Source organism: Pseudomonas sp. ML2-2023-3 (genome assembly GCF_037055275.1).
In the GTDB taxonomy this organism is placed as follows: domain Bacteria; phylum Pseudomonadota; class Gammaproteobacteria; order Pseudomonadales; family Pseudomonadaceae; genus Aquipseudomonas.
Genome location: NZ_CP146343.1, coordinates 4126564 through 4148153, shown reverse-complemented (window position 1 = coordinate 4148153; position 21590 = coordinate 4126564). Strand labels below are relative to the sequence as shown.

Annotated in this window: 23 protein-coding genes; 10 read left to right on the top strand and 13 right to left on the bottom strand. The window is 58.4% G+C overall.

Annotation, left to right across the window (positions count from 1 at the left end; translation table 11 throughout):
* Position 1 precedes the first annotated feature (1 nt).
* From V6P94_RS19000 to V6P94_RS18990, 3 genes are read right to left on the bottom strand one after another with little or no spacing between them, the layout of a single operon-like run.
* Positions 2-1291, bottom strand: a complete 1290-nt coding sequence (locus V6P94_RS19000; protein ID WP_326397688.1) for a dihydrolipoamide acetyltransferase family protein — start codon at positions 1289-1291, stop codon at positions 2-4.
* Positions 1292-2347, bottom strand: coding sequence for an alpha-ketoacid dehydrogenase subunit beta (locus V6P94_RS18995; protein ID WP_019826497.1), 1056 nt, complete (start codon positions 2345-2347; stop codon positions 1292-1294).
* Between the two features lie 4 nt (positions 2348-2351).
* Positions 2352-3584, bottom strand: coding sequence for a 3-methyl-2-oxobutanoate dehydrogenase (2-methylpropanoyl-transferring) subunit alpha (locus tag V6P94_RS18990; protein WP_133076128.1), 1233 nt, complete (start codon positions 3582-3584; stop codon positions 2352-2354).
* A 206-nt stretch (positions 3585-3790) separates the two neighbouring features.
* Here V6P94_RS18990 and bkdR point away from each other — a divergent pair, with 206 nt between their 5' ends.
* Positions 3791-4279, top strand: coding sequence for a Bkd operon transcriptional regulator BkdR (bkdR, locus tag V6P94_RS18985; protein WP_016781430.1), 489 nt, complete (start codon positions 3791-3793; stop codon positions 4277-4279).
* Position 4280: 1 nt separating this feature from the next.
* Here the strand turns inward: bkdR and V6P94_RS18980 are convergent, their stop codons facing one another.
* Positions 4281-4826 carry a histidine phosphatase family protein gene (locus tag V6P94_RS18980; protein WP_326397689.1) on the bottom strand — a complete coding sequence of 182 codons (546 nt, stop codon included), beginning with the start codon at positions 4824-4826 and terminating at the stop codon, positions 4281-4283.
* 117 nt (positions 4827-4943) lie between these two features.
* On the opposite strand from V6P94_RS18980, the gene copC reads away from it, so the two are divergent.
* Positions 4944-5318 carry a copper homeostasis periplasmic binding protein CopC gene (gene copC, locus V6P94_RS18975; RefSeq protein WP_219261068.1) on the top strand — a complete coding sequence of 125 codons (375 nt, stop codon included), beginning with the start codon at positions 4944-4946 and terminating at the stop codon, positions 5316-5318.
* Positions 5319-5322: 4 nt separating this feature from the next.
* A complete protein-coding gene (copD, locus tag V6P94_RS18970) occupies positions 5323-6174 on the top strand; it encodes a copper homeostasis membrane protein CopD (RefSeq protein WP_326399035.1) in 852 nt (283 codons plus the stop codon).
* Between the two features lie 17 nt (positions 6175-6191).
* On the opposite strand, the gene lpxO is transcribed toward copD, so the two are convergent.
* The 8 genes from lpxO to V6P94_RS18930 form a co-directional block, all read right to left on the bottom strand.
* On the bottom strand, positions 6192-7091 hold the full coding sequence (lpxO, locus tag V6P94_RS18965; RefSeq protein ID WP_133076132.1) for a lipid A hydroxylase LpxO: 900 nt from the start codon (positions 7089-7091) through the stop codon (positions 6192-6194).
* A 168-nt stretch (positions 7092-7259) separates the two neighbouring features.
* Positions 7260-8213 carry a PfkB family carbohydrate kinase gene (locus V6P94_RS18960; protein WP_326397690.1) on the bottom strand — a complete coding sequence of 318 codons (954 nt, stop codon included), beginning with the start codon at positions 8211-8213 and terminating at the stop codon, positions 7260-7262.
* Positions 8206-9669, bottom strand: a complete 1464-nt coding sequence (locus V6P94_RS18955; RefSeq protein WP_326397691.1) for a cytosine permease — start codon at positions 9667-9669, stop codon at positions 8206-8208. Before V6P94_RS18955 ends, V6P94_RS18960 begins: the two co-directional genes overlap by 8 nt.
* 96 nt (positions 9670-9765) lie before the next feature.
* Entirely contained in the window at positions 9766-10770 is a 1005-nt protein-coding gene (locus V6P94_RS18950; protein WP_326397692.1) for an ADP-ribosylglycohydrolase family protein, read from the bottom strand.
* Complete coding sequence (locus tag V6P94_RS18945; RefSeq protein ID WP_133076139.1) at positions 10767-11480, bottom strand: GntR family transcriptional regulator; 714 nt, start codon at positions 11478-11480, stop codon at positions 10767-10769. The genes V6P94_RS18950 and V6P94_RS18945 overlap by 4 nt, the downstream gene beginning before the upstream one ends.
* A 158-nt stretch (positions 11481-11638) precedes the next feature.
* Complete coding sequence (locus V6P94_RS18940; protein ID WP_326397693.1) at positions 11639-12328, bottom strand: endonuclease I family protein; 690 nt, start codon at positions 12326-12328, stop codon at positions 11639-11641.
* Positions 12329-12332: 4 nt separating this feature from the next.
* The gene (locus V6P94_RS18935) at positions 12333-12584 is read right to left on the bottom strand and encodes a DUF1654 domain-containing protein (RefSeq protein WP_133076142.1); all 252 of its coding nucleotides are present in this window, start codon (positions 12582-12584) and stop codon (positions 12333-12335) included.
* A 174-nt stretch (positions 12585-12758) separates the two neighbouring features.
* Positions 12759-13841, bottom strand: a complete 1083-nt coding sequence (locus V6P94_RS18930) for an asparaginase (RefSeq protein ID WP_133076143.1) — start codon at positions 13839-13841, stop codon at positions 12759-12761.
* A gap of 442 nt (positions 13842-14283) precedes the next feature.
* Here V6P94_RS18930 and V6P94_RS18925 point away from each other — a divergent pair, with 442 nt between their 5' ends.
* Genes V6P94_RS18925 through V6P94_RS18895 form a run of 7 tightly spaced genes read left to right on the top strand, consistent with a single transcriptional unit; the run spans position 14284 to position 21245 of the window.
* Positions 14284-15237 carry a substrate-binding domain-containing protein gene (locus V6P94_RS18925; RefSeq protein ID WP_133076144.1) on the top strand — a complete coding sequence of 318 codons (954 nt, stop codon included), beginning with the start codon at positions 14284-14286 and terminating at the stop codon, positions 15235-15237.
* A gap of 55 nt (positions 15238-15292) precedes the next feature.
* Positions 15293-16849, top strand: coding sequence for a sugar ABC transporter ATP-binding protein (locus V6P94_RS18920; RefSeq protein ID WP_338648253.1), 1557 nt, complete (start codon positions 15293-15295; stop codon positions 16847-16849).
* Complete coding sequence (locus V6P94_RS18915; protein ID WP_326397695.1) at positions 16846-17823, top strand: ABC transporter permease; 978 nt, start codon at positions 16846-16848, stop codon at positions 17821-17823. The genes V6P94_RS18920 and V6P94_RS18915 overlap by 4 nt, the downstream gene beginning before the upstream one ends.
* A gap of 3 nt (positions 17824-17826) precedes the next feature.
* Positions 17827-18861: a LacI family DNA-binding transcriptional regulator gene (locus V6P94_RS18910; RefSeq protein ID WP_326397696.1), complete on the top strand. Its 1035-nt coding sequence runs from the start codon at positions 17827-17829 to the stop codon at positions 18859-18861.
* Between the two features lie 10 nt (positions 18862-18871).
* The gene (rbsK, locus tag V6P94_RS18905) at positions 18872-19792 is read left to right on the top strand and encodes a ribokinase (RefSeq protein ID WP_326397697.1); all 921 of its coding nucleotides are present in this window, start codon (positions 18872-18874) and stop codon (positions 19790-19792) included.
* The gene (gene rbsD, locus V6P94_RS18900; protein ID WP_133076149.1) at positions 19789-20193 is read left to right on the top strand and encodes a D-ribose pyranase; all 405 of its coding nucleotides are present in this window, start codon (positions 19789-19791) and stop codon (positions 20191-20193) included. Before rbsK ends, rbsD begins: the two co-directional genes overlap by 4 nt.
* A gap of 23 nt (positions 20194-20216) precedes the next feature.
* The gene (locus V6P94_RS18895) at positions 20217-21245 is read left to right on the top strand and encodes a nucleoside hydrolase (RefSeq protein WP_326397698.1); all 1029 of its coding nucleotides are present in this window, start codon (positions 20217-20219) and stop codon (positions 21243-21245) included.
* Positions 21246-21262: 17 nt separating this feature from the next.
* On the opposite strand, the gene V6P94_RS18890 is transcribed toward V6P94_RS18895, so the two are convergent.
* Positions 21263-21463, bottom strand: a complete 201-nt coding sequence (locus tag V6P94_RS18890) for a hypothetical protein (protein ID WP_019829192.1) — start codon at positions 21461-21463, stop codon at positions 21263-21265.
* Positions 21464-21590 lie beyond the last annotated feature (127 nt).

Here is a 21590-nt window from a genome sequence, read left to right as displayed (position 1 = left end):
TTCACTCCAGAAACAGGTTGGCAGGTTGTTCGAGCAAGCCACGCATGGCCTGGATAAATTGCGCCGCGTCCATGCCATCGACCACGCGATGGTCGAAGGAGCTGGAGAGGTTCATCATTTTGCGCACCACGATCTGGCCTTTGACCACGACAGGGCGCTCGACGATGCGGTTAACGCCAATAATCGCCACCTCGGGCAGGTTGACCACCGGGGTGCTGACAATACCACCCAGCGCGCCAAGACTGGTCAGGGTGATGGTGGAGCCGGAGAGTTCTTCACGGGTGGCTTTGCCGGTGCGCACGGCGTTGGCCAGGCGTGCGATTTCATCGGCGGCGCCCCACAGGTTCAAGGTTTCGGCGTGGCGAACCACGGGCACCATCAGGCCTGCGTCGCTTTGCGCTGCTACGCCGATGTGCGCCGCGCCAAAGCGGGTGATGATCTGGGCTTCGTCGTCGTAACGCACGTTGATCTGCGGGAAGTCACGCAAGGCGACAACCATTGCCCGTACCAAAAATGGCAGCAAGGTCAGTTTGCCGCGGCTGTCGCCCCATTTTTGATTGAGCTGGGCGCGCAGTTCTTCGAGCGCGGTGACGTCCACTTCCTCGACATAGCTGAAGTGTGCAGCGCGGCGCTTGGCGTCCTGCATGCGCTGGGCGATCTTGCGGCGCAGGCCGATGACCGGGATCTGCTGCTCGTCATTGCGTTTGGCGTAACCACTGGCCGGTGCGGCGGCGGGGCTGGAGTCCTGTGCCAGATAGGCATCCAGGTCGTCATGCAGCACACGGCCAGCAGGGCCGCTGCCCACGACAAAGCGCAACTCGATCCCGGCATCCCAGGCGCGCTTGCGCACGGCCGGGGAGGCCAGCGGGCGTTCATTGGCTACACGAGCAACAGGCGCGACCCGCAGCACTGCTGCGGTTTTAATCGCGGGCGCCGAAACCACGGCAACTTCGACCCGGGCTTGTGGCGCAGTTTTAGGGGTGGCGGCAGGTGCTGGTGCAGGTGCAGGTGCCGCAGCAGGCTGGGCGCTTTCACGCAGGTTGCCCGCGCCTTCGACTTCGATGCGGATCAATTCACTGCCCACGGCCATGACTTCGCCGGGCTGGCCACCCAGGGCCAGCACTCTGCCGGCCACGGGGGAAGGAATGTCCACGGTGGCCTTGTCGGTCATGACATCGGCCACTACCTGGTCTTCGCTGACCATGTCGCCGACTTTGACAAACCATTCCACCAGTTCAACTTGAGCAATGCCTTCGCCAATGTCCGGCATCTTGATAACGTGCGTACCCATTCAGACCTCCATAACCCGTTGTAAAGCAGCACCCACTCGCGCCGGGCCGGGGAAGTAGGCCCACTCCTGAGCATGGGGATACGGCGTATCCCAGCCGGTGACGCGTTCGATTGGTGCTTCCAGGTAGTGGAAGCAGTGCTCCTGGACCAGTGCGATCAGCTCGGCGCCAAAACCGCAGGTGCGGGTGGCTTCGTGCACGACCACGCAACGGCGGGTCTTCTTGACGGAGGTGACAATGGCGTCCAGGTCCAGGGGCCATAGGCTGCGCAGGTCGATGACTTCAGCGTCGATGCCGGTTTCTTCAGCAGCCACTTGCGCCACATAGACGGTGGTGCCGTAGGTCAGGATGGTGACTTCGGTGCCGGGGCGCACGATGGCGGCGCAGTCCAGCGGTACGGTGTAATAGCCGTCGGGTACGGCGCTGGCCGGGTGTTTCGACCACGGGGTGACAGGACGGTCGTGATGGCCGTCGAACGGGCCGTTGTACAGGCGTTTTGGCTCCAGAAAGATGACCGGGTCATCGTTCTCGATGGCGGCAATCAGCAGCCCTTTGGCGTCGTAGGGGTTGGATGGCATCACGGTGCGCAGGCCGCAGACCTGGGTGAACATGGCCTCCGGGCTCTGGCTGTGGGTCTGGCCGCCGTAGATCCCGCCGCCGCAGGGCATGCGAATGGTCATCGGGGCGATAAATTCACCGGCGGAGCGATAACGCAGACGCGCCGCTTCGGAAACGATCTGGTCGGAAGCCGGGTAGAAGTAGTCGGCAAACTGGATTTCGGCCACAGGGCGCAGGCCATAAGCCCCCATGCCCACGGCAGCGCCCACGATCCCGCTTTCGGAGATGGGGGCGTCGAACACCCGCGAGCTGCCGTACTTGGCCTGCAGGCCTTCGGTGCAGCGAAATACGCCGCCGAAGTAGCCCACGTCCTGGCCGAAGACCACCACGTTATCGTCGCGCTCAAGCATGACATCCATGGCCGAGCGCAGGGCCTGGATCATCGTCATGGTGCTGGTACTCACGGCGTTCTCCATCTGAATTTTATTGTTGTCGTTCATCTGGTTATAACCCCAATTCCTGACGTTGCCGACGCAAATGCTCGGGCATTTCCTTGTATACGTCCTCAAACATTGTCGCGGCGCTGGGTATTTGACCGCCGGCCAGGGTGCCGAAACGCTCGGCTTCCTTTTGCGCGCCAATGATTTCGGCTTCGAGTTCAGCGCTGACCGCAGCGTGCTCTTCTTCCGACCAGTTGCCGGTAGCAATCAAGTGCTGCTTGAGACGAATAATCGGATCGCCCAGCGGGAAGTGGCTCCAGTCATCGGCAGGACGGTACTTGGATGGATCGTCAGAAGTGGAGTGCGGGCCTGCGCGATAGGTGACCCACTCGATCAGGGTCGGCCCCAGATTGCGTCGGGCCCGCTCGGCAGCCCAGGCCGAGGCGGCGTACACCGCGATAAAGTCGTTGCCATCAACCCGCAGCGAAGCAATGCCGCAGCCCACACCGCGCCCGGCGAAGGTGGTGGACTCGCCGCCGGCAATGGCCTGGAAGGTCGAAATGGCCCACTGGTTATTCACCACGTTGAGGATCACCGGGGCGCGGTAGACGTGGGCGAAGGTGAGGGCGGTGTGGAAGTCGGATTCGGCAGTGGCGCCGTCGCCAATCCAGGCTGAGGCGATTTTGGTGTCGCCCTTGATCGCCGAGGCCATGCCCCAGCCAACGGCTTGCACGAACTGGGTCGCCAGGTTGCCCGAAATGCTGAAAAAGCCGTAGTCGCGTACCGAATACATGATCGGCAATTGCCGACCCTTGAGCGGATCGCGTTCGTTGGACAGCAATTGGCAGATCAGGTCGACCAGGGGTACGTCCCGGGCCATCAAAATGCTTTGCTGGCGATAGGTCGGGAAGCACATATCGTCGATATTCAAGGCCAGGGCCTGGGCGCTGCCGATGGCCTCTTCGCCAAGGCTCTGCATATAGAACGACATTTTCTTCTGGCGCTGGGCGACCACCATGCGGGTGTCGAAAATGCGGGTCTTGAGCATGGCGCGCATGCCCGCACGCAACACGTCGGTTGAAACGCCTTCGGCCCACGGGCCAAGGGCTTGCCCCTGATCATCGAGCACGCGAATCAGGCCCTTGGCCAAATCAGCCGTGTCGGCAGGTTCCACGTCGATGGGGGGTTTGCGTACCAGACCTGCATCGGTCAGGCGCAGGTAACTGAAGTCGGTCTTGCAGCCTGGGCGGCCAGACGGTTCGGGAACGTGCAGGCGCAGCGGTGCATATTCATTCATGGCTTTCTCTACGCTCGATCTTGTCGTGTTTATTAGGCGCGGGAGCTAGGTGAAACGTCGAAGATCTGTCTGATATAAGACCAAGATCTTGTCCTACAACAATCATATTCCTGACGCTGAAGAATATTTCTCTGTAGTTCGTTGTGCTTTGAAGCATTTAAGGATAAGAATTCTTTATAAACATAAAAAACAGGTGTTTTTATCTCATGCGTAAGCTGGATCGAACGGATATCGGGATTCTCAACAGCCTTCAGCAGAATGCGCGCATCACCAATGCGGACCTTGCGCGCTCGGTCAATCTGTCGCCGACGCCGTGCTTCAACCGGGTCAAGGCGATGGAAGAGCGCGGCCTGATCCGTGAGCAGGTGACCTTGCTCGACGCCGATATGCTGGGGTTGCACGTCAATGTGTTTATCCATGTCAGCCTGGAGAAACAGGTCGAAGAGGCCCTGCAGCATTTTGAAGCGGCGATTTCCGATCGCCATGAAGTCATGGAGTGCTATTTGATGGCAGGCGACCCGGACTATCTGATCCGGGTGCTGGTGCCCAGTATTCAGGCACTGGAGCGCTTCATGATGGACTTTTTGACCAAGGTTCCGGGTGTGGCCAATATCCGCTCAAGCTTCGCCCTCAAACAGGTGCGCTACAAAACCGCCTTGCCGCTGCCACCGGGTGGGCTAACGCTGGAGGAGTGATTCAAACCCGCAGCCGCCAGCGTTCATTGAAGCGCAGGTCAACCACCGACAGCGGTTCTACGTCAATCAGGTTGAAGGAGGACGTGTCCGCTGCGAGTGCATGCAAAATGGCGGCACGGATCACAAAGGGATGAGTCACCACGGCAAAGTGGCCCTCTTCGCGAAACTCATCGAGCCAGGCGCTGACGCGCAGGCAAAGGTTTTGCACGGACTCGCCGCCGTGGGGCACTGAAAACGGGTTGTTGATCCAGTTTGTGAGCACCTGCGGCATGCTCTGTTGTAGGTCCGACAGACGCAGCCCCTGCCAGTCGCCGACATCGTAGTCTCCCAGGGCGGGTACGATTTCTATTTCGCCGCCCAGTGCCTGGGCAGTTTGCAAGGTCCGGGTTTCGGGCGCACAGAGTATGCGTACCGGTTTTTTCAGCCTCGCACTCAGTTCGGCTGCCAGCAGCAAGCCTTTTGGTTCTGCCGGTTCATCCAGTGCGAAGCGGCCCAGACGCTGGGCTTCAGTGCGGGCATGACAGATAAAACTCAGGCGTGTGGGCATGCTGGGATCCTTGCGGGGGAGGCGTCGGGTCAGGTTCCGGGTTGTTGCGTGCGCTCGCCCTTCAATCAGTTTAGGCGAGTATTATGACCGCGTATTTCACTCTCAAGGTACTGTGCAATGGCTGCTGCTCTCATGAAAAAAGTCCTCAATACCGCTGCATTGCTGACACTGATGGCCGGTGCCAGCGCGGCGTTTGCCCATGCCCATCTGGAACAGTCGACGCCCGCTGCCGGTAGCACCGTCAACCGTGCCAGCGAACTGCGTTTGGTCTTTACCGAGGGTGTGGAGCAGGCGTTCACCAAGGTCGTTGTGACCCGTGACCAGGCGCCGGTTGCAGTGAGCAGCATCAAGACCGAGCCTGCCAACAAGAAAGTTCTGATCGTGACCCCGGCCCAGCCGCTGCCAGCGGGCACCTATCAGGTGAAGTGGAATGCAGTGTCGGTCGACACTCACAAAAGCACCGGCGATTACAGCTTTACGGTGAGCAACTGAGTTGATTGTCAGTGAAATGGTCATCTGCCGTTTTGTGCATTTTTGCGCTATGCTGCTGATGTTCGGGGCCTGTGTTTTCAGGCCCTTGCTGTTAGGTGCCTGGCCATCAGTCGAGATTGACCAACAGCTGCGCAAGGTCAATCGCGTCCTGGCATGGGTCGGGCTTGGCAGTGGCGTGGCCTGGCTACTGTTGACCACCCATTCGATGGCCGGTAGCTGGCCCGAAACCCTGGAGCCCGCCACGTTGTGGCTGGTGCTGGGCAGCACGTTTTTCGGGCAGGTCTGGGCCTTTCATCTGGTGTTCTGCGTTCTGTTGCTGATCACCTTGTATGCCCCCGTCCGTTTTTACCTCACAGGGTTGCTGAGCCTGTTGCTGCTGGCCACGTTGGCGCCGGTTGGTCACGGCGCGATGCTGGATGGCTGGCGCGGTCAATTGTTGATGCTCAATCAACTGATTCACCTGCTGTGTGTCGCCACCTGGCTTGGTGGCCTGATGGGGTTGCTGCTGATCCTTGGACGCCCGGCCGGGCAAGCCGTGACCACGGTTTTGCATCGCTTCAGCAACCTGGGGTTTGTGCTGGTTGCCGGGATCATTCTGACCGGGCTGATCAACACCCGGGTGTTGACCGGAGCGTTCTGGCCCACGCCATTGTTTGAAGGGTTCGCACTGATCCTGTTGATCAAAGTGACTCTGGTGGGGGTGATGCTGCTGCTGGCGCTGTTCAATCTGGTCATGAGCCGCCTGGGGCACATCGCAATGTTGCGCAGCAGTGTTGCCCTTGAGTGGCTGTTTGGACTGGCGGCAGTGGCAGCGGTTTCGTTGCTTGGCACTTTGCCGCCGTTGGTGGTGGGTTAAGTACGGCGGCTACAAGCCTAGACCAGTAAAAAAATGGCCAGCAAACCGCCAAACACCAGCCATTTCTCCAGGTAGTAACGTGCGCGGTTGCGCTTTTTCAGCTCCTTGCCGCGCAGGCGGATCTTGTACAGCCGGGTAAACGCGCGGTTCAGGCCACCGGTTTTATCACTGGCACCGTTGGGTGAGCTGGCAGAGGCCATGACCGTGCGGCTGAACCACTGATTGAAGGCGCTGGCCCAGGGATATTTCATCGGGCGCTCGACATCGCAGAACAGGATGATGCGGTTCTTGTCGGTGGTGTTTTCGGCGTAATGAATAAAGGTTTCGTCAAACATCACGGCTTCGCCGTCACGCCAGACGTAGCTCTGGCCGTCGACATTGATATGGCAGCCCGGATCATTCGGTGTGTCCAGGCCCAAATGAAACCGCAGCGAGCCTGCATAAGGGTCGCGGTGGCGTACCAGTTTCGAACCGGGTGGCAACTCGGCAAACATGGCGGCCTTGACGGTTCCAATGCCGTTGAGCAACTCAATGGTTCGCGGGCACAGTTCGATCGCTGACGGGTGATTGTCGCCGTACCACTTCAGATAAAACCGCTTCCAGCCACTTTTGAAGAACGAATTGAACCCCACGTCGTTCGGCTGTTCGGAGCGTTTGATCTGGCCCGCTTGCATCAGGTTTCGCGCTTCCTCGCGGATCTCCTGCCAATGGGCTTGCAGGGGCTGCAATTCGGGGAAGTCTGAAGGTTTGAGGTACGGCTGGCTCGGTACTTTGGAGAACAGGTACAGAAAGCAGTTGATGGGTGCCAGAAAGGTGGAGTGATCGCTCAGCTGACGTCCCAGCTTATGGCGAACAGAGCCCCGCAGGTGGACGTAGGCGATGGACAAAACATAGACAGCAATAATGATGAGTTTCAAAAGTATCGTCACAAGTCAGGTGAAACGCAGCCCTGCATACACGCAAGTCGCCCGACATCCTGTAGGAGTTATCGGGCGCTGGTGTCGCTTGATGGGAGCCAAGGCGTAAGGTTAGTGCAGCACTTTGCGCATTTTCCAGCTTTTCATGATCTTTTTGAACATATCTGCTTACAGTCTTTGGTCGTGTTGCGGGTAGGGCTTTTCTATTTTTCTCAGGAAAGCATCCACCTCGTCGGCGCCTGGTGCTGTGGCGGGGCCGTGGCGGGTGACGGCCAGCGCCGCTGCGGCATTGGCCCGTGTAGCCGCATGCGCCGAGCTGCAACCGGTCGCCAATGAGGCAATCATCACGCCGGCATGGGTGTCTCCGGCACCGTTGCTGTCGACGGCCTGTACCTTGAACCCGGTCATGTGCTGCGGGCCGTGGCCCTCGATGATCCAGCAGCCCTGCGCCCCATCGCGCACAACCGTGAGGCACTGGTTGGGCAGGCGTGCAGGCAGGAGGGTCAGGGCGTCCGCCAGGGAGGAGCTGTTGGTGAAGACCTGCGCTTCGCTCCGATTGCTGGTCCAGAGGTCAAGGCGGGGCAACAGGAGGTTGAGCAGGTGCGGATCGATATCGGCCAGTAAGGGCCCAGGGTCGAACGACAGATGTACGCTGGGGGGCAAGCCCTGTATCCAGCTCAATAGCGGCCTGGCCTTGTCTGGATGGAGCAGGCTGTAACCGCTGACATACACGTAGTCGTCAGGCTGGACGGTGACGTGATCCAGATCCTGGGCGGATAACCCGCCTTCGGCACCGATGCAGGAAATAAATGTGCGCTCAGCGCTGGCTTCAGTGAGGGCTACGCACAGTCCGGTGTCCTTGTGCGGGTCGATGGGCAAGGCCATCTGTATGCCTTCGGTCTTCATGGCCTGGCGGGCCAGCTCACCGAACTGGCCCTTGCCATGACGCCCCAGGTACACAGTCTGTAGTCCATTGCGCTGGGCCGCGGCCATCACGTTGAAACCGCCGCCTGCGTGAAAGCGGGCGCTGTGGGCCAATGTATCGCCACCGGAACGGGGCAGAGTGTCGAGTGCCATTGCCAGATCGACGATGACCTGGCCGGTATGCAGCAATCTAGACATGGGCGTTATCCGATGCAGGTTGGCGACGGTCTTTGGCACCGCCCAGCAATGCGTACAAGCCACCAGCCACGACGAATGTCACGACCCAGCCCAAACCGTTATGACCCAACCAGGAGTCGGCCAGTGGTCCGACAAACGAGTCTGCGTCACTGCTGCCCACACGGGTAAAGCAAAAGCCCAGTACCAGGGCCAGCGCCCATGCTCCCAATGCTCTCCATTCAATGCCGCCGTTGTACCAGTAGGCGCTGTTGGCGCTGACGTCCAGCAGGTCCTTGGCGCTGTAGTACTGGCGGTGAACAAGGTCGATGACAAAGATTGCCACCCAGGCAGTAATCGGGATGGCGGTGAGTGAGATAAAGGTGATGAAGGGGCCGTAAAAGCTGCCAGCAAACAGCATGAAGTAAATCGAGCCACAAGAAATCGCCACGATATCGACGACGACGGCCTGAACCCGTTTGATCTTCACGCCCAGGGTCAAGGTGGTCAGGCCTGCCGAATACACTGACAGATGGTTGGACAGTAACAGGCCGCCAAATGCGCTTAGCAGGTAGGGAATGGCCATCCAGGAGGGCAGCATGTTGCGGATCGCGGCAATAGGGTCGGTGGCGGAAGCCAGGTCGTGGTTGCCGACAGACAGCAAGCCGCCAAGGGTAATCAGCAACACCAGTGGAATCCCGGCCCCCCAGGCCGCGCAGGCGACCAGCTGCGAGGCGCTGACGCTGCGCTTCTGGTAGCGCGACATGTCAGCCCCGGCGTTGGCCCAGCCAATGCCGGTGCCAGCCGCCATGATGCCGATCCCGATAATGACCGCGCTCATGGGGGCAGGGCGGGTGTTGAATACGCTTTGCCAGTCGATGGTGGCGCACAGAAAACCGCCAACCAGCAAGTTGAGCGCGCCGAACACGTAGGTTGCCCATTTCTGGATCAGCAGCAGCGTTGCATGCCCCAGTCCGGAAACGCTTAGGGTCAGCAGCGTGAAAATGCCGATAAACAGCAGGGTAAGCCCCGGTGCGTTTTTGGCTTGCGCAGGGGTGTCGAATACGATGGAGGACAGTGCAAGCAGCACGAATGCGGCGGTAGTGGTATTCACTGTTTCCCACCCTATACGTGAAATCAGTGAAACCAGTGTGGGGCCAATATTGCCACGTACCCCGAAGATCGCTCGCGACAGTGTCAGGCTTGGTGCTCGGCCCCGTCGTCCGGCAATGGAGATCACGCCGACCACGGCAAACGAGCCGGCAGCACCGATCAGGGCGACGATGACGACCTGCCAAATGGCCAGTTGATGAAAGGCCACCAGGGTCGCACCCAGTGGCAAGCCGAGAATGCTGATATTGGCTGCAAACCAGACCCAGAACAGTTGCAGGGGGTTGCCGTGGCACTCATTTTCGGGAACGGGCTCTATGCCGCGTGTTTCCAGTTGCCCGGCACTGTGCCCGGCGTTAGGAGGTGTCATGGAGAGTGGCTCCTGATGCGGTTGTTCTCGTTATCAGCAGGGTGTGTCCAGGGCAGGACTGCAAGGCCAGTCGCTTTGCTGCCCTTGGCAGGCTGCTTATTGATTACGAAGGGCCAGCAGTTGGTGGACCAACGGTTCCAGTTGCAGGCTGTTGACCTCGGTGATCTGTTCGATCAGCGCCGCTGGCCAATGATCCAGACCACCACAGGCGCCCAGCATGGCGCCGAGAATGGCGGCAATGGTGTCGGTGTCGCCGCCAAGGCTGGCGGCCATGCACAGGGCGTCAAAACTGCTCATGCTGGCGCTTGCCACGCGCTGTGCGAGGGCGAACGCTGCGACGACAGATTCCTGGGATGCGACTGATGTGCCGATCACGTCATACAACAAGTCGCCAATATTGTCAGGGTTGCACTCGGTACTTGCGTGTCTGGCCCAGCGAATGCGCGGGCCCATTCGGCCGCCCGCAACCCAGTGGCCGTGATGCTCGGCGATGAACGCCATTTCGGTGCCCGCATTGAGGGCGTGCTCCAGTTTTTTGCCATTGATCCCGCTGGAGACCACGGCGGCGACGGCGGCTGCGCTGGCAATCCCCAGGCTGGTGTTGTGAGTGACCTGGCACGCCTGAATAACGGCCTTGATAAAGCGTTCCGGATGGGCAATGTCGCTGGCGATACCCACCGGGGCGATGCGCATGGCGGCGCCGTTGGTGGTGCCGTAGCGGCCTGACTCTTCGGGGCTGTGGCCCGCGAGGATCATCTCTATCGCGCGCTTGGTGGAGGGCCCGAGCAGGTCTTGAGAGCCTTTGGCCTGCATGGCGGACTCCCAGCTGATCAGGCGCCGGGCAAGCTGGTCGGGGTCAATGCTGCCTTTGCCTTCCACCAGTAGTTGCGCCACCAGAATGGCTTGCTCGGTGTCGTCGGTGATTGAGCCCGCCACCATGCCCGGGGCAATGGGTTGATCGGCCGGGGCGTTTTCAAGTGTCGTGATGTGCCCGAACCGGGCCACAATCTGCCCCCGACTGAATGACTGGGTCGGCATGCCCAGTGCGTCACCCAGTGCCAGGCCGTAAAACGCGCCAAGCGCCCGGTCAGTGGGCGTCATGTGGGCGTTCCAAACGAGTGGTACATGCGAAAGTGCACCGGATCAAGCCAGCTTTCGACCAGCTCCATGAAACGTCCGTGGCGGTCGTAAGTGGTGCGCAGGGCCTTGAGGAAAACGGTTCCGGCAGGGCGTCCAAGCAATAGCGCGTCTTCTTCATTGAGAGGTTCGGCGCCAATCCATTGATCGCCCCGGTCGCCGACAAAGCCGTAGGCCGCCAGGGTGATGGTGAGCGAGTCGTCGATCAGCCCTACTCGTGGCAGGCCTTCCAGGCCGCCCGTGGCGGGCATGAAGGAGCGCTCCAGCGAAATCGCGGTGCCATCGTCCCGACGGCGTCGTCGCTCCAGGATGACAAACTGACTCAAGCCCAATTGATGGAGCAGATCCGGGCGCTCGATGGCCTCAAGTCGAAGCAGTTCTGTGTGGATGCGGGCGCCCGTATTGGCCAGCGCCTGGGTCCAGCCGTTGTTTTGGTCCAGCGTAATACCGTCATACGTGACGATGGCGCCGCCTTCTGTTCGCGTAGCGATATATTTTCGCCTTTCCAGTTCGGCCAGTGCTGCGCGCAACGTGCTGTGGCTGACCCGCAGTTCTTGAGCTAATTGGTCTTCTCCCGGTAGCAGATGTCCGTCTGCCAGGAGCCCGCTTTCGATACGATGGACGAGCTCGTCGACCACCCGTTGTTTTTTAGTAAATCGAACCTGTTTGATCATCCCGCAAGTAATAGCTCAGCAATGCAGGTTCGGCAATGTGCGCCCCCCTGAAAAAGCCATAATTCATTGGCTGTTGGTGGACATTCAATGGCAGGAGAAACGCCTTGAGCCTGCGCTGACATCAGGGCTCAAGGCTGTTGCAGTCGAGCAGAGGGGTTTCAGCCACAGGCCTTGAGGTTGACCGGGCCAACGAACTCGTTGCCGCGACCCATCACGCATGCCACCGCCTGATTGCGCTGACGCTCCCAGGACTGAACGGGATAGGACTTGTCCCAGGCTTCGTAGAGCTGCCGGTCCTGCTTTGAAAGGCGCAAGTTATAGCGCTTGCTCATGTAGAAGTAGGTACGAGCGATCATGCCGCGAATGTTGGGGCGGGGCATGACCTTTTTGGATTTGAAATCGACCTGTGTCAGGCACGAACCATACTGGCCCTTTTTCTCGGGCAGCCAGCCAAAGCTGAAGTTGCTTCTATCCCCGTTAACCTCGCCAATGCTGGGCACCAGGTTGTGCAGGTCAGCTTCGGCCACTTTGAATACCGGGTCGTTACGGGTGCAGTTTTTCCGCCCGCCACTTTGCCAGCACTGGCGCTGATGACCGATTTGCCAGGCAGGAACGATATGTTCCCACTCGATACGAGCGGCACGGTTGGCATTTTTGCGTGGGACGTAGCCGCAGGCTTTTAGGTCGATGCGGTTGCCGTTGTATTTGCAACCGCAGTAAAACTCGGTGGACTGGGGTGCGTAGAGTTTCCAGGCGACTTTTTTGGCTTCGCTGAAGGTTTGTGGGGCAGCAGCATGTGCGCTTGCAACGGTAAAAAGACTGAACAGTGCCAGTAAACAAAACCTCATTGACTCAGTCTTCCTCAAGCACGGTCCAGAAAATATTGACGCTGCCATCATCGCGATGGGCAACGGTGACGTTGTCGTTTTCGGAAATTTCTTCCAGCAGGCGTTCCCAGAACTCGGGATTGTCGCCTTCGAGTCGCTCAAGCACCGCCATTTTGTCTTTTTGGGCTTTGGGCGAACTGATGATTTTTTGTATGCGTGCGCCGAAGATTTCGTAGGGGCTCGGTAGGGTAGGCGCTTTCGCCGCTTTTTTAGCCATGATGCGATCCTTGGTGTGCTGTATGCGCATACAGTATTTAACTGTGTAAGATTTGGCAACTGTTTGGTGCGCGGGCGGGTACATCCGGTGGTTATTCAGCGCCAAATAAAAAGGCCGCCTCCCGGGGGGAGACGGCCTTTTCGAGTTCAAACCGCGAGCGCTGACGCGTGCGACTCAGTACTCCCAGAACATCCGCTGCAGCTCTTTGCTGTCCTGGGTCTTGGTCAGTGCGACCATCGCCAGGATGCGGGCTTTCTGTGGGTTCAGGTCGTGGGCTACAACCCAATCGTTTTTGTCGTCAGGCTGTTCTGCGTTACGCAGTACGAACCCGCCGTTGTTTACGTGGGAAGAGCGAATGATCTGTACGCCATCCTTGCGCAGTGCTTGCAAGGCCGGAACAACGCGGGAAGATACCGAACCGTTGCCGGTGCCCGCGTGGATGATGGCTTTGGCGCCGGATTGTGCCAATGCCTTGTAGGCGGTGTCATCGACGTTGCCATAGGAGTAGGCGATGCCTACGTTTGGCAGGCTCTTGATGTCTTTAATGTCGAATTCCGAATCCATGGTGTGACGCTTGGCTGGCAAGCGGAACCAGTAGGATTTGCCTTCAACGACCATGCCCAGTGGGCCCCAAGGGCTCTTGAATGCTTCGGTCTTGATGTTGATGGATTTGCTGACATCACGGCCGGACTGGATTTCATCGTTCATGGTGACCAGTACGCCTTTGCCACGGGCGTCTTTACTGCCGGCAACGGCAACGGCGTTGTACAGGTTCAGCATGCCGTCAGCCGACATGGCGGTGCCCGGACGCATGGAGCCGACCACGACGATTGGCTTGTCGGTTTTTTCGACCAGGTTCAGGAAGTAAGCGGTTTCTTCCAGGGTGTCGGTGCCGTGGGTGATAACGATGCCGTCGACATCATCGCTGTCAGCCAGCTCGGCTACACGGCGGCCCAATTGCAGCAGGTTTTCGTTGGTGATGCTCTCGGATGCAATTTGCATCACCTGCTCGCCACGAACGTTTGCCAGTTGGCTCAGCTCGGGAACACCGGCAATCAGTTTGTCGATACCCACTTTGGCAGCGGTGTACGTTGCGCTGTTTGCAGCGCTTGCGCCTGCACCGGCAATGGTGCCGCCTGTAGCAAGAATGACGACATTGGGCTTGGTGGCGGTTTCTTGCGCCTGAGCAATCGTTGGCAGTGCAAGCAGAAGGGCCAGTGCGCCCGGAACGATGGTTTTCAACACAGCATTTTTCATTGTTTTTTCTCTTATTAGTGAGTGTGCCGGTGTTCGCACACTAAACACGGCACAAGTGATCCATATGGCCGTGAGCGGTGTAGGGGAGCATTATTTATGCCAGTACACGCTCGCTCGGAATCTATGATAAGCCGTTGATTTATAAGGTAAAAATAAACGCATGAAATTTTTTGTATTGAATTGGTACGGTTTCCCGAACAAAAAAGGTTTTTGCGTTCGGAGATTCGAATGACCGCCGGTCTGGCATCGTCCTTTTTTCACATTGACAAATAACAGCCGGCTTTCCATAGTGAGGTTCAAGCAAACGTTTGCGCGGCGTTTTTTGAACCAGCCCTGGCAGGTTCATGAATCATGACCTATTGCCAGTCACACGGCTTTTGGCAGTCAGGCGTAGCGCGAGCAGGACGTTGCTCACAATAATCATAAGATCGGAGTTACTTCCATGAAGCTGCCATTTGCTGGACGCCTCCTCGCTGTCGCCATGCTGGCTGCGGCATCCCTTACCCTCCCTGTCGCTTATGCGGATACGCCTGAAAAACCCAAAGTCGGGCTGGTGATGAAGTCGTTGGCAAACGAGTTCTTTGTCACGATGCAAAAGGGTGGTGAGGACTACCAAAAAGCCCATGCGGCCAGTTTCGACCTGGTCTCCAACGGGATCAAGAACGAAACCGACACAGCAGGCCAGATCGACATCATCAATCAGATGATCATCGCCAAGGTCGATGCGCTGGTGATTGCACCGGCGGACTCCAAGGCTTTGGTATCGGCCATCAAGAAAGCCAAGGACCGCGGGATCGTGGTGGTCAACATTGACAACCAGCTGGACCCCGACGTGTTGAAAAGCAAAGGCATCGACGTGCCGTTTGTGGGGCCAAACAACCGCCAGGGCGCCCGTGAAGTGGGTGAGTACCTGGCGACAAAACTCCAGGCGGGCGATGAAGTAGGGATCATTGAGGGTGTATCGACCACCACCAATGCACAAATGCGCACGGCAGGTTTCAAGGACGCCATGACCGCCGCCGGTATGAAAATTGTGCCGGTGCAGTCGGGTAACTGGGAAATCGACGGTGGCAACAAGGTCGCGGCAGGCATGCTCAGCGAGTACCCCAACCTCAAGGCCATCCTCGCGGGTAATGACAGCATGGCACTGGGCGCGGTGTCGGCCATCCGTGCAGCAGGCAAGGTCGGCAAGGTTCAAGTGGTCGGCTATGACAATATCGATGCGATAAAACCGATGCTCAAAGATGGCCGGGTGCTAGCCACGGCCGACCAGGCTGCAGCCAAGCAGGCGGTTTTTGGCATTGAAACCGCGCTCAAGCTGGTCAAGAAAGAGCCGGTTGAAAACCTGAAGGACGGTGTCATCGATACCCCTGTCGAACTGGTCATCAACAAGTAATTCCACTCGGTGTCGCAGGCACCCGTCCGGTAGGGCGGGTGCCGGGAGAAATGATATGTCTGCTCCTGATGCCGGCGTGGTCCTCACGGTCAGCGGGATTGGTAAAACGTACACACAGCAGGCGGTGCTGGCCGATATCGATCTGTCGCTGTATCGCGGCGAAGTGCTGGCCTTGACGGGTGAAAATGGCGCCGGAAAAAGCACTCTGTCGAAAATTATCGGTGGCCTGGAAGTTCCGACTCTCGGTCAGATGCAATTCAATGGCCAGGCCTATGCCCCTGGCAGTCGCTCCCACGCCGAGAAGCAGGGCGTGCGCATGGTCATGCAGGAGCTGAACCTGCTGCCCACACTGACAGTGGCGGAAAATCTGTTTCTGGACAATCTGCCCAGCCGCATGGGGTGGATCAGCCGCAAGCAATTACGCACGTCGGCCATTGAGGCCATGGCCCAGGTGGGGCTGGAGGCGATAGATCCCGACACCCTGGTCGGGGAGCTGGGGATTGGCCACCAGCAAATGGTCGAAATCGCCCGCAACCTGATTGGGGACTGTCATGTCCTAATCCTGGATGAGCCCACCGCGATGCTCACGGCCCGTGAAGTTGAAATGCTGTTTGTGCAAATCGAACGGCTTCAGGCCCGCGGCGTGGCGATTGTGTACATCTCCCATCGACTTGAAGAGCTGGCGCGTGTAGCGCAGCGGATTGCCGTACTGCGCGACGGTTGTCTGGTCTGTGTCGAACCCATTGCCGATTACAGCAGCGAGCAACTGGTCAATCTGATGGTGGGCCGTGAGTTGGGAGACCAACTGGATTTGGGGCCGCGCACATTGGGTGAAACGGCCCTCAAAGTGAGTGGGATCGGTCGCTCGAACAAGGTTCAAGATGTCTCGTTTGAAGTAAGACAGGGTGAAATATTTGGTATTTCGGGACTGATCGGGGCAGGGCGCACCGAGCTTTTGCGATTGATCTACGGTGCTGACCTGCCCGATAGCGGTACCGTGGCGGTGGGCTCGCCGACGCGGGTGGTCAGTATCCGCTCGCCGGCTGATGCCGTGAAGAAGGGTATCGCCCTGATTACGGAGGACCGCAAGGGCGAGGGCTTGCTATTGACCCAGTCGATCAGTGCCAACATCAGCCTGGGCAACATGCACAGTATCTCCAGCGCGGGGGTGGTGAATGGTCAGCAGGAAGCCGCGCTGGCCCGGCGCCAGATCGACGCAATGGGGATCCGCAGCAGCGGCCCGGAACAAGTGGTGTCGCAATTGTCCGGCGGCAACCAGCAGAAAGTGGTTATTGGCCGCTGGCTGGAGCGCGATTGTACGGTCCTGCTGTTTGATGAACCCACTCGCGGTATCGACATCGGTGCCAAGTTCGATATTTACCGACTGTTGGGCGAATTGACGCGCAAAGGCAAGGCGCTGGTCGTGGTGTCGAGCGACCTTCGAGAATTGATGTTGATCTGTGATCGCATCGGCGTGCTGTCTGCGGGGCGTCTGATAGATACCTTCGAGCGTGACAGCTGGAGCCAGGAACAGTTACTGGCAGCAGCCTTTGCCGGTTATCAAAAACGAGATGCGTTGCTCGCAGAAGCCGCGCCAAAGGAAGCCTCATGAAAGCCACCCTCGTGCCGCAAAAAAATGCACACAACTATTACGGAACGGGCACATATCTGGGATTGGCGGGCGCCTTGCTGGTCATGATTATTCTGTTCTCCAGCCTCAGTGATCACTTTTTCTCCTATGACACGTTGAGCACCCTGGCCAATCAGATTCCGGATTTGATGGTGCTGTCTGTGGGCATGACGTTTGTATTGATTATCGGCGGCATCGATTTGTCGGTTGGGTCGGTATTGGCCCTGGCCGCGTCAGCGGTCAGTGTCGCGATTCTGGGCTGGGGCTGGGGCGTGATGCCTGCCGCGTTGCTGGGCATGGGGTGTGCAGCCCTTGCGGGTACGATTACGGGCTCAATTACGGTGGCCTGGAAAATCCCCTCTTTTATTGTGTCGCTGGGGGTGCTGGAGATGGCCCGGGGTGCTGCCTATCAAATGACAGGTTCGCGCACAGCCTATATAGGTGATGCTTTCGCCTGGCTTTCGAACCCGGTTGCCTTCGGGATTTCGCCCTCGTTCATCATTGCATTGCTGATTATCGTGATTGCTCAAGCGGTACTGACACGCACGGTGTTTGGTCGCTACATGATAGGCATCGGGACCAACGAAGAAGCAGTGCGTCTGGCCGGTATCAATCCCAAGCCCTACAAGATTCTGGTCTTCAGCGTGATGGGATTACTGGCAGGGGTCGCGGCGCTGTTCCAGATCTCCCGGCTGGAGGCTGCGGATCCCAATGCCGGCTCGGGTCTTGAGTTGCAGGTTATTGCGGCGGTGGTGATCGGTGGTACGAGTCTGATGGGCGGGCGTGGCTCAGTCATCAGTACTTTTTTCGGTGTGCTGATTATTTCGGTATTGGCCGCAGGACTCGCTCAAATCGGCGCGACTGAGCCTACGAAGCGTATCATTACCGGTGCTGTCATAGTGATAGCAGTGGTATTGGACACCTACCGCAGTCAACGTGCACAGCGACGGAACTAAGCGATGGCAACTATTAAAGATGTCGCGGCAATGGCGGGCATTTCGTACACGACGGTTTCCCATGTTCTGAATAAAACGCGCCCAGTGAGCGAGCCGGTTCGCTTGAAGGTCGAGGAGGCCATCGCGCGCCTCGACTATGTCCCCAGCGCTGTAGCGCGCTCGTTGAAAGCTAAAACCACGGCGACTATCGGTCTGTTGGTTGCCAATAGCCTGAATCCGTACTTTGCCGAGTTGGCGCGAGGGATTGAGGACTACTGCGAGCGCAACAATTACTGCGTGATTTTGTGCAACTGCGACGACGATCCTGAGAAGCAGCGCAATTACCTGCGGGTACTGCTTGAAAAACGGGTGGACGGCCTGGTGGTCGCTTCTGCCGGTGGCGACTTGGGCATGGCAAGCGGGCTGGTCGGGGTTCGAACGCCGATGGTCATCGTCGACCGCAGCCTTGAGGGTGTCGAGGCTGATCTGGTGCGAATCGATCACGAGCTTGGGGCGTATCTGGCTACACGTCACCTGCTCGACCTGGGGCACCGTGCCATTGCCTGTATTGGTGGGCCGGCAATCACCCGTGTAGCGCAGCTGCGCACGGCCGGGTATCTGCGGGCCTTGGCAGAGGCGGGTGTGATCGCGGATGAGCGCTGGATGGTCGAGAGCGACTTCAGCAGTGTGGGTGGCTATCAGGCCGCTGTCGGCCTGCTGGAGCACAATCGGCCCACGGCTATCTTTGCCTGCAACGACATGATGGGGATTGGTGTATTGCGGGCCGCAGCGGAGCGCAACATCCGGGTGCCGGAACAGTTGTCGGTCATTGGCTTTGATGATGTGCAGATGAGTCGTTATGTCTATCCGTCGTTGACGACGGTCGGGCAGTCGATTCTGCAATTGGGCGAAATGGCAGCACAACTCTTGCTGCGCCGCATTGCATCGCCCGAGCGAGCGGTAGAGCAGCGGATCGTGAAGCCTGACATCGTGTTGCGAGAGTCCACCAGAGCCTATGTCGAGGCACCTTTTAAGTATCCCCAAAATATCAATGGATGAGTGCCGATACATGCAAGCAAATGTAGTGGTGGTTGGCAGTCTGAACATGGATCTGGTCACGCGTACCGAGAGACTGCCTCGCCCGGGAGAAACGGTTTTCGGGCAGTCTTTTGGCACCGTGCACGGAGGCAAGGGCGCGAACCAGGCGGTGGCCGCTTCGCGCCTGGGGGCCCGCGTGGCCATGGTCGGGTGTCTCGGTGGTGACGCCTATGGCGTGCAGTTGCGTGAAGGGCTGCTGGCTGACCGGATTGATTGCCTGGCCGTACGCACCGTGCCCGGTACTGCAAGCGGTGTGGCGCTGATAACGGTCGATGCCGGCAGCCAGAACACGATTGTGGTCGTGGCGGGAGCCAATGGTTGTCTTGAACCTGAAGATATCAAGGCGTGTGATCAGGTGCTGCAAGGCGCGAAAGTACTTGTTTGTCAGCTTGAAGTGCCGATGGAGACTGTCGGCTGCGTCCTTGGTCGTGGGCGAGAACTGGATAAAATCGTGATTCTTAATCCCGCGCCTGCGAGTGGTCCGTTGCCCAAGCACTGGTACGGCGCCATCGATTATCTGATTCCCAATGAAAGTGAAGCCTGGGCGCTGAGTGGCGTGACCGTCGACTCACTTGAATCGGCGGAACTGGCTGCTCGCCGGTTGGTCGAGTTTGGGGCGCGCAAGGTGATTGTGACCCTGGGGGCCAAGGGCGCCCTGTTTGTCAGTGCGCAGCGTGTTGCGCACTTTGCTGCGCCCAAGGTTGAAGCGGTGGATGCCACGGCGGCAGGCGATACATTTGTCGGGGCATTTTCTGCCGGGTTGGCGGCGGGCATGGATCAAGACGACGCCATTCGCTTTGCTCAAGTCGCTGCAGCCTTGTCGGTAACCTGTGCGGGCGCTCAGCCTTCCATTCCCTCATTGCGTGATGTCCAGGGCTTTGCCACACCATGAAAAAAACACCCCTGCTTAATATTGCTCTGTCGCGGCTTGTTGCTTCGCTTGGGCATGGCGACATCGTGGTCATTGCAGATGCCGGATTGCCGGTGCCCAAGGGGGTAGAGCTGATTGATCTGGCTCTGACTCAGGGCATTCCGGATGTCGCCAGTACCTTGCGTACCTTGCTCAGCGAGATGCAGGTGCAAAGCCATGTGTTGGCCAGTGAGCTACTGCTCGCACCTTGTCCGGCTCTCATGTGCATCGAGGCGCTTGCCAGTGCGGGCGAGTTGGGTTCGAGGCTTACGCTTACTCACAGCGCTTTCAAGGAGCTGTGCTTGCAGGCAAAAGTGATCGTTCGTACTGGAGAGTGTCGTCCGTATAGCAATATTGCCCTGGTCTCAGGCGTAACCTTTTGAATGATTTTTACAGGGAGTTAGTCGTGTCGCGCTTTAAACAGATTGTTCAGCCATTGCTAAGGAGTGTCCTTTTCTTGTCCGCCATCACGATCTCAAGTGTTCAAGCCGCAGGCACGATTGATTTGATTATCGATACCGACCCCGGTGCTGACGATGTTGTTGCGCTGCTGTTGGCCCTGGCTTCGCCCGAGCAACTGAATGTGCGGGCAATCACAACCGTGGCCGGTAATGTGCGGCTGGACAAGACTTCGCGTAATGCCCGTCTGGCTCGGGAGTGGGCAGGGCGTGAAGACGTGCCTGTTTATGCCGGGGCGCCCAAGCCTTTGGTGCGTTCCCCGATTTATGCCGAGAACATTCATGGTCAGGAAGGTGTGACAGGTGTGCCTGTCCATGAGCCTGCAAAAGGGCTTGAGCCAGCCAATGCGGTTAACTACCTGATCGAGACACTGCGTGCTGCCAAGCCTGGCAGTGTGACCATCGCCATGCTCGGCCCACAGACAAACCTGGCGCTAGCCTTGATCCAGGCGCCTGACATTACTCGGGGAATCAAGGAAGTCGTGGTCATGGGCGGCGCTCACTTCAACGGGGGCAACATTACTCCGGTCGCCGAGTTCAACCTTTATGCCGATCCCCATGCTGCAGAGGTGGTGTTGAAGAGCGGTGTGAAACTGACCTATGTGCCACTTGATGTGACGCACAAGATCCTGACCAGCGAGGCCCGTCTCAAGCAGATCGCAGCGTTGGGCAATACGGCTGGAAAACTGGTCGGCGATATTCTGAATGAATATGTCAAAGGGGATATGGCGCACTACGGATTGCCGGGTGGGCCTGTCCACGATGCCAGTGTTATTGCCTACCTGCTGAATCCGGGGCTGTTTTCCGGGCGTGAGGTCAATCTGGTCGTGGATACCCGTGAAGGCCCCACCTTTGGCCAGACAATTGCTGACTGGTACAACACCTTGAACCAACCCAAAAACGCCTTTTGGGTCGAGAACGGCGACGCGCAAGGTTTTTTCGATTTGCTGACGACGCGCCTGGGTCGGTTGAAGTGATTTGGCGGGGCGCAGAGTCAGGTCAGTTTCGACAGTTCAGTCGGTTTGTACTTTTCGAAAACCTGGCTGACAAAAGCTCGGGCAGCCTCTGTCCCAAGCTCCTTGACTAAAAGGTCGATGCCGATGATGGCCAGCTCTTCAGGGCTGCCAGGGCTGTAGGAGCATTGCCCTTGATGCCATTTGGCCTTGATATCTGCATCGATGCTGACTGTTGTCATTGGGTGCTCATGATAAGGGGCGTGGGAAAGAGATTTTAGCAAAAAGTCGTCCCGAAGCTATCACGAGACCACCGTAAATCGTGTGACTGATATTTTGGGGCCTCAACTTTCCCATGAGATCCATGCT

Coding starts and splice junctions, on each gene's coding strand:
- V6P94_RS18930 (WP_133076143.1), bottom strand. CDS start 13,841: ATGAAAAATGCTGTGTTGAAAACCATCGTTCCGGGCGCACTGGCCCTT.
- V6P94_RS18955 (WP_326397691.1), bottom strand. CDS start 9,669: ATGACACCTCCTAACGCCGGGCACAGTGCCGGGCAACTGGAAACACGC.
- V6P94_RS18925 (WP_133076144.1), top strand. CDS start 14,284: ATGAAGCTGCCATTTGCTGGACGCCTCCTCGCTGTCGCCATGCTGGCT.
- V6P94_RS18915 (WP_326397695.1), top strand. CDS start 16,846: ATGAAAGCCACCCTCGTGCCGCAAAAAAATGCACACAACTATTACGGA.
- V6P94_RS18935 (WP_133076142.1), bottom strand. CDS start 12,584: ATGGCTAAAAAAGCGGCGAAAGCGCCTACCCTACCGAGCCCCTACGAA.
- rbsK (WP_326397697.1), top strand. CDS start 18,872: ATGCAAGCAAATGTAGTGGTGGTTGGCAGTCTGAACATGGATCTGGTC.
- V6P94_RS18920 (WP_338648253.1), top strand. CDS start 15,293: ATGTCTGCTCCTGATGCCGGCGTGGTCCTCACGGTCAGCGGGATTGGT.
- V6P94_RS19000 (WP_326397688.1), bottom strand. CDS start 1,291: ATGGGTACGCACGTTATCAAGATGCCGGACATTGGCGAAGGCATTGCT.
- V6P94_RS18950 (WP_326397692.1), bottom strand. CDS start 10,770: ATGACGCCCACTGACCGGGCGCTTGGCGCGTTTTACGGCCTGGCACTG.
- V6P94_RS18990 (WP_133076128.1), bottom strand. CDS start 3,584: ATGAATGAATATGCACCGCTGCGCCTGCACGTTCCCGAACCGTCTGGC.
- V6P94_RS18945 (WP_133076139.1), bottom strand. CDS start 11,480: ATGATCAAACAGGTTCGATTTACTAAAAAACAACGGGTGGTCGACGAG.
- bkdR (WP_016781430.1), top strand. CDS start 3,791: ATGCGTAAGCTGGATCGAACGGATATCGGGATTCTCAACAGCCTTCAG.
- V6P94_RS18890 (WP_019829192.1), bottom strand. CDS start 21,463: ATGACAACAGTCAGCATCGATGCAGATATCAAGGCCAAATGGCATCAA.
- V6P94_RS18940 (WP_326397693.1), bottom strand. CDS start 12,328: ATGAGGTTTTGTTTACTGGCACTGTTCAGTCTTTTTACCGTTGCAAGC.
- V6P94_RS18910 (WP_326397696.1), top strand. CDS start 17,827: ATGGCAACTATTAAAGATGTCGCGGCAATGGCGGGCATTTCGTACACG.
- copC (WP_219261068.1), top strand. CDS start 4,944: ATGGCTGCTGCTCTCATGAAAAAAGTCCTCAATACCGCTGCATTGCTG.
- V6P94_RS18995 (WP_019826497.1), bottom strand. CDS start 2,347: ATGAACGACAACAATAAAATTCAGATGGAGAACGCCGTGAGTACCAGC.
- V6P94_RS18980 (WP_326397689.1), bottom strand. CDS start 4,826: ATGCCCACACGCCTGAGTTTTATCTGTCATGCCCGCACTGAAGCCCAG.
- rbsD (WP_133076149.1), top strand. CDS start 19,789: ATGAAAAAAACACCCCTGCTTAATATTGCTCTGTCGCGGCTTGTTGCT.
- V6P94_RS18960 (WP_326397690.1), bottom strand. CDS start 8,213: ATGTCTAGATTGCTGCATACCGGCCAGGTCATCGTCGATCTGGCAATG.